This is a genomic window from Acetobacter sp. KSO5, assembly GCF_044094635.1.
GTDB lineage: Bacteria > Pseudomonadota > Alphaproteobacteria > Acetobacterales > Acetobacteraceae > Acetobacter > Acetobacter cerevisiae.
This window is the reverse complement of the sequence record NZ_CP172014.1, coordinates 1985557-1997968: the sequence shown is the minus strand read 5'-3', so window position 1 is coordinate 1997968 and position 12412 is coordinate 1985557. Positions and strand designations below refer to the sequence as shown.

The 12412-nt window shown below is 57.5% G+C and carries 11 protein-coding genes; 5 read left to right on the top strand and 6 right to left on the bottom strand.

What is annotated here, in order from left to right; translation table 11 throughout:
* Positions 1 to 7 precede the first annotated feature (7 nt).
* From ACHQGU_RS09050 to ACHQGU_RS09040, 3 genes are read left to right on the top strand one after another with little or no spacing between them, the layout of a single operon-like run.
* On the top strand, positions 8 to 1084 hold the full coding sequence (locus ACHQGU_RS09050; RefSeq protein ID WP_395494746.1) for an HlyD family secretion protein: 1077 nt from the start codon (positions 8 to 10) through the stop codon (positions 1082 to 1084).
* 4 nt (positions 1085 to 1088) lie between these two features.
* Entirely contained in the window at positions 1089 to 2612 is a 1524-nt protein-coding gene (locus ACHQGU_RS09045; protein ID WP_395496409.1) for an efflux transporter outer membrane subunit, read from the top strand.
* A gap of 10 nt (positions 2613 to 2622) precedes the next feature.
* Positions 2623 to 3357, top strand: a complete 735-nt coding sequence (locus ACHQGU_RS09040) for a hypothetical protein (RefSeq protein ID WP_395494745.1) — start codon at positions 2623 to 2625, stop codon at positions 3355 to 3357.
* Positions 3358 to 3399: 42 nt separating this feature from the next.
* On the opposite strand, the gene ACHQGU_RS09035 is transcribed toward ACHQGU_RS09040, so the two are convergent.
* A complete protein-coding gene (locus ACHQGU_RS09035; protein ID WP_395494743.1) occupies positions 3400 to 4593 on the bottom strand; it encodes a low temperature requirement protein A in 1194 nt (397 codons plus the stop codon).
* Entirely contained in the window at positions 4590 to 5534 is a 945-nt protein-coding gene (locus tag ACHQGU_RS09030) for a LysR substrate-binding domain-containing protein (RefSeq protein ID WP_062274589.1), read from the bottom strand. The genes ACHQGU_RS09035 and ACHQGU_RS09030 overlap by 4 nt, the downstream gene beginning before the upstream one ends.
* A 119-nt stretch (positions 5535 to 5653) precedes the next feature.
* On the opposite strand from ACHQGU_RS09030, the gene ACHQGU_RS09025 reads away from it, so the two are divergent.
* On the top strand, positions 5654 to 6523 hold the full coding sequence (locus ACHQGU_RS09025) for a pirin family protein (RefSeq protein ID WP_062248763.1): 870 nt from the start codon (positions 5654 to 5656) through the stop codon (positions 6521 to 6523).
* Between the two features lie 33 nt (positions 6524 to 6556).
* A complete protein-coding gene (locus ACHQGU_RS09020) occupies positions 6557 to 7144 on the top strand; it encodes an NADPH-dependent FMN reductase (protein ID WP_395494741.1) in 588 nt (195 codons plus the stop codon).
* Between the two features lie 52 nt (positions 7145 to 7196).
* Here the strand turns inward: ACHQGU_RS09020 and ACHQGU_RS09015 are convergent, their stop codons facing one another.
* The 4 genes from ACHQGU_RS09015 to ACHQGU_RS09000 all read right to left on the bottom strand — a co-directional run bounded on the left by ACHQGU_RS09015 (position 7197) and on the right by ACHQGU_RS09000 (position 12326).
* On the bottom strand, positions 7197 to 8846 hold the full coding sequence (locus tag ACHQGU_RS09015; RefSeq protein ID WP_395494740.1) for a phospholipase C: 1650 nt from the start codon (positions 8844 to 8846) through the stop codon (positions 7197 to 7199).
* Between the two features lie 286 nt (positions 8847 to 9132).
* On the bottom strand, positions 9133 to 10191 hold the full coding sequence (locus ACHQGU_RS09010) for a Rieske 2Fe-2S domain-containing protein (RefSeq protein WP_395494738.1): 1059 nt from the start codon (positions 10189 to 10191) through the stop codon (positions 9133 to 9135).
* A 158-nt stretch (positions 10192 to 10349) separates the two neighbouring features.
* Positions 10350 to 10841 (bottom strand): acetate uptake transporter, encoded by a 492-nt coding sequence (locus tag ACHQGU_RS09005; RefSeq protein ID WP_062247694.1) that lies wholly within the window; start codon positions 10839 to 10841, stop codon positions 10350 to 10352.
* Positions 10842 to 11033: 192 nt separating this feature from the next.
* The gene (locus tag ACHQGU_RS09000) at positions 11034 to 12326 is read right to left on the bottom strand and encodes an NAD(P)/FAD-dependent oxidoreductase (RefSeq protein ID WP_395494737.1); all 1293 of its coding nucleotides are present in this window, start codon (positions 12324 to 12326) and stop codon (positions 11034 to 11036) included.
* Positions 12327 to 12412 lie beyond the last annotated feature (86 nt).

The window sequence follows — 12412 nt, the reverse complement described above, 5'->3', positions numbered from 1 at the left end:
TCTGACCATGATTTACAAAAAACCTCTGCTTTACGCAGGCTGTGCCGCAGGTGTTCTTGCCCTCATTGCGTGGGGTGGGGCGCGTTGGGTCAATGGGGATGGTGTGAACCAGTACACCAATGATGCGTATGTAACGGCGGATTTCCCCACGGTTGCGCCCAAGGTCTCCGGGCGTATTGACCGCGTTATTGCGCAGGACAACGAGCAGGTGCATGCGGGCGAGGAACTGGCCCATATTGAGGACGATGATTACCGCGCCGCACTGGATGTGGCGAAGGGGAACAGGCTGGCCGCACAGGGGGATGTGACCAACCTTGAGGCCGAACTGGCCCGGCAGGATGCGGTCATTGCGGAAGCGCGGGCGGCCGTGCAGGCGGATCAGGCCAACCTGATGTTTGCCCGGCAGAATGCGGTGCGATACCGCAACCTCTCTTCCGGCGGGGCGGGGACCATTGAGCAGAAGCAGTCCTCCGAAGCGCATGAGAAGGAAGCCGAAGCGGCTATTGCGCGGGATCAGGCCGGGGTAGATGCCGCCATCCGTCAGGTGGCTGTGCTGAAAGGTCAGCTTGAGCGGGCTCGTGGTGTGCTGGTGCGTGCGCAGGGGGATGAAAAGCAGGCGGACCTTAACCTGTCCTACTGCACCATTCCGGCCCCCATGGATGGCGTGGTGGGTGAACGTGGCGTGCGCGTGGGGAATTATGTGCATCCGGGCTCGGGTATTCTGGCGGTTGTGCCGACCCATGCGGCCTATGTGCTGGCCAATTTTCAGGAAACCCAGTTGACCAAAGTGCAGGCCGGGCAGCGGGCGACCATCTGGGTGGATACGTTCCCCGGCCATCCGCTCAAGGCGCATGTGGACTCACTGGCTCCGGCAACGGGCGTGGCCTTTGCTCCTATCCAGCCAGACAATGCCACCGGCAACTTTACCAAGGTGGTCCAGCGTATTCCGGTCAAGCTGACCTTTGATGCGGACCAGCCGCTGGCGGCCAGGGTGCGGGTTGGCATGTCGGTGGAAGCCAATATCGATACGTCATCAAAGCCGGAAGGGCCGCATGCCAATGACGCTCGCTATGTCTGGCAGTAACGCCATGAAGCGCTTTCTTCTTGCCAGCTTTTCAATGGTGGCTCTTGCGGGCTGCACGGTCGGGCCGACCTATCACAAGCCGCAGGTCAAAGCGCCTGCCGCATGGCGGGATACGCAGCCGCCAGCGGAAAGCCGCGTCACCACAGCGTCCACCGATCCGCAGTGGTGGAAACTGTTTAATGATCCCGCTTTGACGAAGCTGGAACATGAGGTCGCGTCCTCCAATCTGGACCTGAAAGCCGCCAGTCTGCGCCTGATGCAAAGTCAGGCAGAGCGGCGCATAGCCAGTGCGGCGCAAATGCCGCATGTGGAAGCCAATGCCTCCTATGGGCGGGAGCGGGCCAGCACGAATGGTGTGCTGGGGCTGCTTGGCACCATGGAGCGGGAGCAGGCGGGCTCTATTGCCTCCGGCTCACAGGGCTTTGGTCCGACGGCGCTGCCGGGGAGCGTGGGCAATCCCTCCTTCAACCTGCCGCAATACGGGATGAATGCCTCGTGGGAAGTGGATTTCTGGGGGCATGTCCGGCGTCAAGTAGAAGCAGCGACAGCAGCGACGCAGGAAACCGAGGAAATGCGCCGCGATACGCTGGTTTCCCTGATGGCGGAGACGGCACAGGATTATATCGACCTGCGGGCTACGCAAACGCAGGTTGGCATTCTTGAGCATAATATCGACGTGGCCAACAACAGTGTTCGGCTGACGAGCCTGCGGTTCCAGCAGGGGGCGGCAACGCGGCTGGATGTGGCGGAGGCGACGGGCCAGCTGCATACCTTCACCTCTCGTCTGGCTCCCCTTAAAGCGCAGGAAACGCATATGCTGAATGCGCTGAGTTTCCTTGTGGCGCGGGAGCCGGGTGCGCTGGATGCCGAACTGGGCAAACCTTCGGGCATTCCGTCTGTGCCAGCTGTGGTGCCGGTTGGCCTGCCGTCGGAACTGGCGGAGCGTCGGCCAGATATCCGCATGGCGGCGGACCATCTGCATGCGGCGACGGCAGCCATTGGTGTGGCGATTGCGGACTTTTTCCCGCGTGTGACGCTCTCCGGCAGTCTGGATATTCAGGCGCTTCAGTTCAGTGGGTTAGGGTCATGGGCTTCGCGCCAGTATGGCTTTGGTCCGACGGCGACGCTGCCACTTTTTGAAGGTGGACGCCTGACTGGCCAGCTGCACTTACGCAAGGCGCAGCAGAAGGAAGCCGCCACCCTGTTCCAGCGCACGGTGCTGAAAGCCTGGCAGGAAATTGATGACGCCATGGCGGATTTCACTGCGGCTCAAAGACGGCGCGACGAACTGGCGGAAGCCGTGCATGAAAACGAGATTGCTGTGGAAACGGCCAAAGCTCAGTATGTGCAGGGGGCGTCTGACTTCCTGAATGTGCTGACTTTGCAGAATGCGCTGCTCTCCTCACAGAGCGCTTTGGCTACAGCCACGGCGCAGGTGGCCGGGTCTGTCACGCATCTCTATCGCGCTGTGGGCGGAGGGTGGCAGGATATCTATCCTGAAAAGACGCCTGCCAGAATACCGGCCTGAGGGATAATCCATGATAACAGTGAGACGAGGCGCGACGCTTAGTTCCGCGCAGTCGGATACGCTGACGCTCCAGTGCCATTTTGCTTTTGCGGATTATCAGGACCCTGCCCATCAGCATGATGGGCGATTGCGGGTTCTCAATCAGGGCACGCTGCGTCCCTCTGAGGTCTATCATCTGGGGCCTGAAGCTGCGGTTGACGTGGTGACATGGGTGCGGGCAGGGAGCCTGACGGCACAGATTGACGCGTTTGCACCGGAGGAGATTCAGGCCGACGGATTGCATCTGATCAGCACGGGTTCAGGTTGCCAGAAGCTGGCATGGCAAGCCGGGCCGGAGGGGGCGTCTTTTCTCCAGTTCTGGTTTTTGCCGGATACGGATGAAGGGATGCCACGGCAGGAAAGCCGCCTCAGTTTTCCGCAAGGGGAAGATGGTGGCTTTAGAATTCTGGCGTCCGGTTTCCCTGAAGATGATCCCGAGGAAAGTGAGGTCGTTACAGATGGCGCGCCAGTGGCCCTGAGTGCGGGCGCGCGCCTGCTACATGCCGTTATACCAGCGGGAGAGGGGGCGGCTTACAGCACCAGTGTAAACCGTGACCTGTATCTGCTGGTAGTGTCGGGGATGGTCAATGTTGCGGATGCTGTGTTGCAGGCGGGGGATGCTGCGGCTGTGAGCGATGTCAGAGATTTGACGGTGATGGCGCAGGAGCAGGCTGTTGTTTTGCTGACGGATGTGGCTTCGACCTGACCGGAGCGGCGCAGGGTACGCCGCAGGTCAGGGCGCAGGCTGTTAGGGGGCTTTGCCGAAACAGGCCTTGCTCCGTGCAATTTTGCCGGACCCGATAACGCTGATGATCAGGAAAAGCATCGTTTCGCAGAACGCCAGCATCCATAAAGGAAGCGACTGCCCGGCAAACCCGACCAGAAGCAGCAGAGCCACACCAACCATCTGGCTGGAGGCCAGCCGACGTGTGGCGACCCAGCGGTAAGCAGTGCTGGCCAGCAGGTAGAGTGCAGGGCCGAGTGTCATGACCAGAGCGGGGGCCCCTTTGGCCTCCTCAACTGGATTTTCCAGAAGCATATCCATGGCGACAGCGGTGACGATAATCCCGCCAATCAGAATGACATGCAGATAATGGAAGTACGCTCCCATCCGGCCCGGATCGGAGGAACTGCTGATGGCGTGTTCGGCTTCCTCGCTGGAGGTTTCAAAATACAGCCACCACATGGCGAGGGTGCAGAGAAAGCTTGCGCCAAAACCGCCAAACTCAATCCATGACCAGTGCTCGCTTTCCGCAAGGGAAAGACCAGAGGCCATGATGGTTTCCCCAAGGGCGACAATTACAAACAGCTGGCAGCGTTCCACAATATGGCTGCCTGAAATGGTCCAGTCCGATGTGTGAGAGCGGCCCAGTCCTGGCAGCCAGAACCCGAACATGGGAGAAAAATATTCGCAGGCGACCCCGGCGGCCCATAACGGCACGCGGGCTTCCGGTGAGGCCAACCCGCCGGCAATCCAGAAGCAGGCGGCAATGATGCCCCAGCCCAGAATACGGCGGTAATTGGGGGCGAGAGGATGAGAGGCCGGGAGGCTGAAGACAATAAAGGCGGAGCGGCCGACCTGCATGAGGGTGTAACACAGCGCAAAGGCCAGCCCACGTTCCCCAAACGCTTCCGGAGCAGCTGCGCCGCACACAAGGGCCAGTGCCATGGTGAGAAACAGTACGCCACGCAGGGCGGGCACGCGCGGGTCAAACCAGTTTGTCACCCAGCCGGTATATTGCCAGCCCAGCCATGCGGCGAACCACAGGATAAGGGTTTGCAGGCCGCCCAGAGGCGTTAGATGATGCAGCAGGCCATGACTGATCTGGGTGACAAGAAACACATAGACCAGATCAAAAAACAGTTCCTCATTCATTACGCGGGTATTGTCTGCTCCCGGCTGGCGCATGAGGGGATGAGATGAGGCATCCTGTGCAGTCATGAAGAACTCCGTTGAGAAGGGGGCGCCTTGAACGCTTCTGCGGCAAACCCGCGTTGCGTAGCACATTCCTGCGCCAGAAAATCAAGCAGGGCGCGTACGGCGGGCACAAGCCCGCGTCGGGATGGGAAAACCGCGTGGATAATGCCTGCGCGGGGTTGCCAGCCGGGAAGAACCTGCACAAGGCGTCCGGCCTCAATATCCTGCCAGATCATCATGGTGGGGAGTTGCACAATGCCGCTGCCAATCAGGGCGGCTTCCCGCAGCACGGCCATATCATCCGTGGCAAGGCGGGGTTCATGAAAAACCGTGGCGGTCTGCCCCTGCTGATTTTCCAGCAGCCAGGAATGGGTGCCGGGATGGGTTTTGAAGTCCAGACTGGGCAGGCCGTTCAGATCAGCAGGCGAGGCAAGAGGCTTGGGCACCAGAGAGGGCGCGGCAATGAGGCATTGCGTGCTGGTGTCGAGCGTCCGCATGACGAGGTCGGACGGGGCGAGCGGTGGAAAGCGCACGCGGATGGCGAGGTCGAACCCTTCCTTCAGGACATCCACCTGCCGGTTGGTGCTTTCAAGCTGAAGGGTGACAGCGGGGTAGCGCAGCATGAAGCGGGCCAGCAGCGCGCCGAACTGAAAAGTCAGAAGGGCCACCGGGCAGCTTAGCCGGATCTGCCCGCACGGCTCAGCCTGAAGCTGGGCGACGGATTGCTCGGCGGTGTCGGCGGCTGCCAGCATGGTCAGACAATGTTCGTAAAACCGATGCCCGGTTTCTGTTACGCTGAAATGGCGGGACGAGCGTTGGATGAGGCGCGTATGCAGCCGGTCTTCCAGCAGGCGGACCCGTCGGCTGAGGAGGGATTTCTGGAGGCCTGTTGCCCGCGCCGCCGCAGAAAAGCCGCCGTGTTTGACGACCTGCGCAAAATATTCAAAGTCGTTGAGGTCTCTCATCGTCCTGCCTGTGGAACGCATTGTTCGATTGAGCGCTCTTCCTGCGACAATAAGAGCAACGCATAGTCCTTATCAAGCACAGAGGCACAGGCCTTGGGCAATCAGACAGGATGATGACAATGCAAAAGAAAATTCTTGGCACGTATGGGAATGATCGGGGCCACTGGGTGGGGGATGGTTTTCCCGTCCGCTCGCTGTTTTCCTACAGTCAGTTCGGCACACATCTCAGCCCGTTTCTGCTGCTCGATTATGCCGGGCCGCATGAATTCAAACCCACCGACGCACGGCGGGGCGTAGGGGAGCATCCGCACAAGGGGTTTGAGACCGTAACCATTGTTTACGATGGTGAGGTTGAACACCGGGATTCATCAGGCGGCGGTGGCATTATCGGCCCGGGTGATGTGCAATGGATGACGGCTGGTAATGGCGTCCAGCATGAGGAATTCCATTCTCCCGCCTACGCCAAAACCGGCGGCAGTTTCCGCATGGTACAGCTGTGGGTGAACCTGCCAGCAAAGGACAAAGGTGTGCCTGCGGCGTACCAGACCATCCTTGCAGGGAATATCCCGACGGTGCCTTTGGCCAACAAGGCTGGCCATCTGCGGATTATTGCCGGGGACTATGAGGGAACCCATGGGCCAGCCCGCATCTTTTCTCCACTGAACGTGTGGGATGGTGTGCTGCATGAAGGGGCGCAGGTTACGCTGGATCTGCCCAAAGGGCACAACGCGGCCATTGTTTCTCTGGAGGGGCATCTGATTCTGAACGGGACGCAGGAACTCGGTGCCGCGCAGTTCGCTTTGTTAGGGCATGAGGGGGCTACTGTGACGCTGCAAGCCTCCAGAGCGTCCAGCTTTCTGGTGTTGACGGGAGAGCCGCTGAATGAGCCGATTGCAGGATACGGACCTTTCGTCATGAATACGCAGGAAGAGATCCGGCAGGCGATTGAGGATTTCAATGGCGGGCGATTTGGCGGCATTCACGCCTGATAAATCAGAAAAGAGCAAAAAAGGAAAAAGTTGATGACGCAGTCTGCACCACTTCATTTTGTCACGCTTTTGGGGAGCCTGCGTAAAGGGTCACTGAACGGTATTGTGGCCCGGACATTGCCCGAACTGGCTCCGGAAGGCATTACCATTACGCCTCTGGGGTCCGTAGCGGAGTTTCCGCATTATGATCAGGATGTGCAGGAGCAGGGATTTCCTGCTCCCGTTCTGACCATGGCAGAGCAGATCCGTGCGGCAGACGGACTGATTATTGTGACGCCCGAATATAACTATTCCATCCCCGGTGTTTTAAAAAACGCGCTGGACTGGCTGTCCCGCGTAACACCGCAGCCTTTGGCCAGAAAAGCGGTGGCTTTGCAGACGGTTTCTCCCGGAGCTATCGGTGGCGCGCGGGCGCAATATCACCTGCGGCAGAGCCTTGTTTTTCTGGATGCGTTTGTTCTGAACAGGCCTGAAGTGATGATCGGGCAGGCAATGAGCAAGTTTGATACGGACCGGCTGGAACTGACGGACCAGTCAACCCGGGCTTATCTGACGCGCCAGATTGCTGCACTTGCTGATCTGGCGCATCAGATTGCACCGCATAAATCCGAAGACGTCTGAAAGCATTCAGGCTGGATGTGATGGTGCATCCAGCCTGATCAGCGATTAAACTTTACTTGGACGCCGGCTGAGAAAGAGGCGTTCCCGTTTCCGGATCAAGCAGGAGTGGGGTGAGACGCGGCGGCGCGGTGAAGTCGAACAGATCGTTGAGGTCGTGGGCCACGGCATCAAACGAGCCACCACCAAGGCGCTGACCGTTTAGCCAGTTATCCTCGATAAAGCGGGGAATGGAGCTTTGGGTGATCTGGACATGACTCACGGCATTGCTGCGTGCCCACGGCGAGATGAGGATAAACGGGATGCGTGTACCCGGTCCGCACCGTCCATTGACGGGTTTGCCTTCAACACCCGGGAAAGGCGTGCCGGTTCCGCAGCGGCCCGGACCATTCAACTGGTCAACTTCCCCATCAAAAGATCCGTGCTGAGGTTTGATGAAGGCATGGTCATACCAGCCGTCTGAATCATCATAGGCAATAAGGATGGCGGTATCGCGCCATTCCGGCTGCTGTTGCAGCATGTTCACCAGTGGGACGATGCCCTGCTGTTCATCCAGCGGGTCGGAATAGCCAGCATGGCCATCCTGAAATGCTGGCAGTTTGATGAAGGAGACGGCCGGAAGACGATGGGCTGCAACAACAGCTTTGAAGTCTTCCAGATCATATTCATGGTTGGCAGGGTCGGGTGTTTTACCATCTGCACTCAGGGTATGGCCAATGGCGGCGAGTGAGCTGGGGCGTGCGTGCGTCGGGTTTGCCGTGCTGGCGTAATACTGGAACCAGTTGTGGTGTGAAATGTAGTCTGTAATCATTTCATGCACGACGGGGGAGTATGTCGCGCGCTGGCAGCCTGTTGTGCCGTCACTATTTTTGGTTTGCAGATTGAAGCCACCCATAAAGCCGCCCCAGGACACATTGCCGGCCGTCAGCAGGTCACCGATATTCTTACCGGTCATCATCACCTGATTGCCTTTGACGGAGCAGACATCGCCAGCCGGATCAATATCATTGATCATCGTCCAGCCGCCCTGACCGTCCGCAATGTAAGGCGAGACAGCCTCTTTGGTGGAGGGCTTCTGGGTAGTGGCAATAATTTTCATGCCATTGGTCTGGCCAGAGACGGCCTCCAGCGCGCCGGGGGTGGAGGGGCCGTAGGTGTCAGTATAAGCCGCATCGCTCATGGCAAAACGCTGGGCGTAATTCCACAGGGCGGTGACGGTATTGCCGTCAAAATAGCCCATCACCTGCCCGCGGGTGGCAAATGCTCCGGTGCCGCCGGACGTGCCGCGGCCTGTATAACGGGGGAACAGGTCGGCATGGCCATCATGATAGGCCATCTGTTCGGCGGTATAGAGATGGTTCTGGTCTGCGGTACTGGCCTGCGTGCGATCGAGCCGGAACGGGAGCGACGCATTTTTTCCGTTTTCCGGGTTTGTATTGGGGTTTGTTTCCAGCAAATGGGCACTGAGCAGGGTATTGGCGTGCGGCGTTTGGGGAGAGGCTTTAAAAGCAGGTTCCCCGGCCGGGTTGGCTGCTACAGGATAAGTGCCAAAATAATGATCGAACGCGACGTTTTCCTGATAGATCACGACCAGATGTTTGATTGGCGTTTTGGTCGTAGTGTCAGGCTCGGCTGCCCATGCGGAAGAGGCGAGTGTCAGCAGTGATGTGCTCAGGCACAAAATGCTGCAAAAAGTTTTGAACATGGGCATCCCTGCAAAATCGGCTTCGAAGCGGGGCTTATAGCATAAGGTCTCGTCTTTGATGAAGAACAGAAAAAAAGCGTTTTCTATAAAAATTTAGAGGTTTTTACAGTGAGAGGGCGGTTTTTTGGAATGCGCGCGGTGAAGGACTCTGTGTGAATTTCAAAAAACATTAACATTACTTGCTAGTAAGGACATAGCGCCGGGCGATTTCTATACGTGCTCACGCCGGAAACAGCATAGGGAGCCGGAGAGTGCGCCGCGAGCCTCTCCGGCCTTTCGAACGATTTCAGGATGTAAAAAACTGGCTCAGGCCAATGGTGCGTAACGCGCGCCGGTAGGCAATGGAGCTACGGTCCGCCATGACGTGAACTTCCAGAGACGTATCCAGTGGCAGGTTTTCAGGTTTCTGGGCTTCGACCAGAGCGCGGTCTTCTTCAAACACTTTACGATTAAAATCGTAAACATCCTGCACAGGGAGTGTCGTATCAAAATTACGGCAGATGGGGGCAAACATCCGGGTTTTTCGGGCAGACACGGGCGAGGCAGCGTTCATGATCACCAGCCGTTTATCCTCTGGGAAATGAATTTCCAGCGTTGCCGTAAAGGGCACATGCACCCGGAAATGGCGGAGCCATTCGAACCCGCTGCCCTTATGGTCCTTATGGTCCTTATGCCCAACCGGATAGTTGCTTACATCGCTGCGATACTCGGCCTCAAAGCCATAGGGCGTGATTTTGGGCATGTATGAGGGCACAACCGCGTTATCCGGGTCTGCAAATGTTTCTGTATGCACAAAGGCAAAATGGGCGACGTCGATAAATCCTTCAACCTGTCGCCCCGCAAAGCCGCCAATATCAATCCACGGGCAGGTAATCTGCTGAAAACCCGCTTCGTCCCAATGGGGCATAGCGGGAAGTGAAGCCTCTCCCTGAGGGCGCAGGCAGGTCCAGATCAGCCCATACCGCTCCACTGCGGGATAAGTTTGCAAATTCAGGCGTTTGGGGATGGCGTTGTCGGGTTGCGCCGGGACCTTTACACACCGGCCATGCGGGCCAAACTGGAAGCCGTGATAGGCACAGGCCACGGTCTGCCCATTTCCCTTACCCATACTGAGGGGCACGCCACGATGGGGGCAGAGATCATCCGCAATAACAATCTCATTCCCGGCCCGATACAGGACAAGGGGGGCATCGAGCAGCGTTACACCCAGCGGTTTTTCTTCAAGTTCCCGAACAAGGGCGACCGGATACCAGTAAGACGCCAGAATGAGCCAGTCCTCTTCATGAAAACTCACATCCCGGGGCAGTCTGGCGTCGGTCTTGCTGGCACTGGCTGATGTCGTCACGTCAAAGCTCCTGAGGGGGCGAAAGCGGGGTGCTACAGTCACCCCTTCAGGCAAACTATGTCATTGATTATATTCTTATGGATATACTTGTTTTACGGTGTGGCCATTCTGGAAATGAGAGCGGGGGGAGAAAGCGCTTCTCACTTTCTGCCAAATTCTCAGTTTCGCACCTGTAAAAGTTCTTTGCCTGCCAGATAGATGGCGGAAAATCCGCAGATAAGCCCTTCAAAGCCCGCAATGGTGGTGAAAATAGCCTGCCCGGTGAATTCTCCGGCTGCGAGGAGCCCGAAGAGAATGACAAGTGTTGCAAAAATAACCTGTAATTCCCGGGAGGCTCTGAGGGTCGCGATAAAAAGGATTGCGGTAAAAAGGCCCCAGATGAGCAGATAGCTACCGATGAGGGCAGGGGAGGAGGCCGCGATCACCCCAAAATGGGGAAGAACAATGAGCAGAACAAAAGAAATCCAGAACGCGCCATAGGAGGTAAAGGCCGTCAGCCCAAACGTATTCCCGTTGAAAAACTCGAGGATCCCGGCAAAAATCTGCGCGGCACCCCCAAAAATGAGGCCCATGGCCAGAATGGCGGACCCCATGGACACCAGCCCGGCATTATGAAGGTTGAGGAGAACCGTCGTCATGCCAAATCCCATCAGGCCCAGCGGGCCCGGATTGGCATAGAATTTTTCGTTATTCACCGGATTTATTCCTGTTTTTTATTAGTGTTATTCCTTATCCTATGACTGTGTGAGGCGGAAAAGATATTAAAATCCGATGGTATTCTGATCACATTCTGGATTGCTCACAAATCTGTCAGAACGGGGGGCTGGCTGGGTCTGGCGAGCTTAATCCAGACGCACCGGCGGCCGAATGATGGTTTCAACCCAATCGGCAAAAATAGACGCCATGCCGCGGAAGACCCCGAACAGTTCCATCTGGTGCCGGCGATACAACATGATGTGGCCCATGCGGGCGGAGAGCCCATGCATCAGGCCGCCACCTACCACGCGGCCTCCCGGAAAAGCGGCCCAGCCATTGTAATTGCCAAGTGCGACAATCGCCCCTTTATTGTGGAAAATACAGGAGGGGACGGGTTTTCCTTGTTCCAGCCAGGCAGGCAGGTGTGTGGCTAAGTGGCAGGCCTGCTGTCGGGCAACCTGTGCTGTTGCAGGTAATGGTTCCTCGGTAATGAAGGAGCAATCCCCCATGGCAAAAATCCTGTCATCATCTACGGAGCTCAGATTGGGGTTGACCACAATCTGCCCGGAACGGCTGAGGGACAGGCCGCCATAGGCCTTGGTGACTTCCGGGGCTTTGACGCCCGCTGCCCACACCCGCAGAGTGGCGGATACGTGCGAGCCGTCCTTCAGGGTAAAGCCGGTTGCGTCCGCTGCAGCAACGCGGGCTGAGGTGCGGACATTAACACCCAGCCGCTCAAGCTCCAGCTGCGCCGCGGCAGAGACGGATTCAGGAAAGGCAGGAAGAATGCGCGGGCCGGACTGAAGCAGCGTGACGCTGAGTTTGGGAGGCGCTTTGCCAAAGGCATGCAGGCTGACCGGGTCTACAATTTCCAAAGACTTATGGAGTTCAGCCGCAAGCTGGGTGCCTGTCGCTCCACCGCCGACAATGGCAATATCCAGCTTGGAACTATTGGCAAAGGACTTGAGAATTTCCATTCTGAACTTCTCATTGAAAGCATTGGCTTCAACAAGATTGTCAATAAACAGACAATGGTCTGTCACGCCGGGGGTGCCAAAATCGTTGGCGCAACTGCCGACGGCCAGAACAATGGCATCATACGTCATGGTGCGGCTTTCCAGCACTTTGGTGCCGTCAGACGCATGAAAGGGGCTTAAAACGACCTCGCGTTTGGCGCGGTCGACCGAAATGACCTCGCCCGGCCAGAATTCAAAATGATGCTGGCTGGCCTGAGAGATAAAGCTAATGCGATCATTTTCATTCAGCACGGTGCCCGCTGCAAAGCAGTGCAGCATGGGCTTCCAGACGTGCGAGAAGCTTTTATCAATTAGCGTAATGCGTGCTTTGCCTTGCCTGCCAAGCGTTTTTCCTAAACGTGTTGCAAGAGCCAGCCCCGCCACGCCGCCACCGACAATCAGAATTTCAGACCTGGGTGCCATGAGTTTTACGTGCCTCTTTTGAGAAAGTCAGCCGAAGGGTGATTTTTGGAAAAGGCTTTGCGCGCAAAGGATCGGTTCATGAAACA

Coding starts and splice junctions, on each gene's coding strand:
- ACHQGU_RS09050 (WP_395494746.1), top strand. CDS start 8: ATGATTTACAAAAAACCTCTGCTTTACGCAGGCTGTGCCGCAGGTGTT.
- ACHQGU_RS09045 (WP_395496409.1), top strand. CDS start 1,089: ATGAAGCGCTTTCTTCTTGCCAGCTTTTCAATGGTGGCTCTTGCGGGC.
- ACHQGU_RS09040 (WP_395494745.1), top strand. CDS start 2,623: ATGATAACAGTGAGACGAGGCGCGACGCTTAGTTCCGCGCAGTCGGAT.
- ACHQGU_RS09035 (WP_395494743.1), bottom strand. CDS start 4,593: ATGACTGCACAGGATGCCTCATCTCATCCCCTCATGCGCCAGCCGGGA.
- ACHQGU_RS09030 (WP_062274589.1), bottom strand. CDS start 5,534: ATGAGAGACCTCAACGACTTTGAATATTTTGCGCAGGTCGTCAAACAC.
- ACHQGU_RS09025 (WP_062248763.1), top strand. CDS start 5,654: ATGCAAAAGAAAATTCTTGGCACGTATGGGAATGATCGGGGCCACTGG.
- ACHQGU_RS09020 (WP_395494741.1), top strand. CDS start 6,557: ATGACGCAGTCTGCACCACTTCATTTTGTCACGCTTTTGGGGAGCCTG.
- ACHQGU_RS09015 (WP_395494740.1), bottom strand. CDS start 8,846: ATGTTCAAAACTTTTTGCAGCATTTTGTGCCTGAGCACATCACTGCTG.
- ACHQGU_RS09005 (WP_062247694.1), bottom strand. CDS start 10,841: ATGGGATTTGGCATGACGACGGTTCTCCTCAACCTTCATAATGCCGGG.
- ACHQGU_RS09000 (WP_395494737.1), bottom strand. CDS start 12,326: ATGGCACCCAGGTCTGAAATTCTGATTGTCGGTGGCGGCGTGGCGGGG.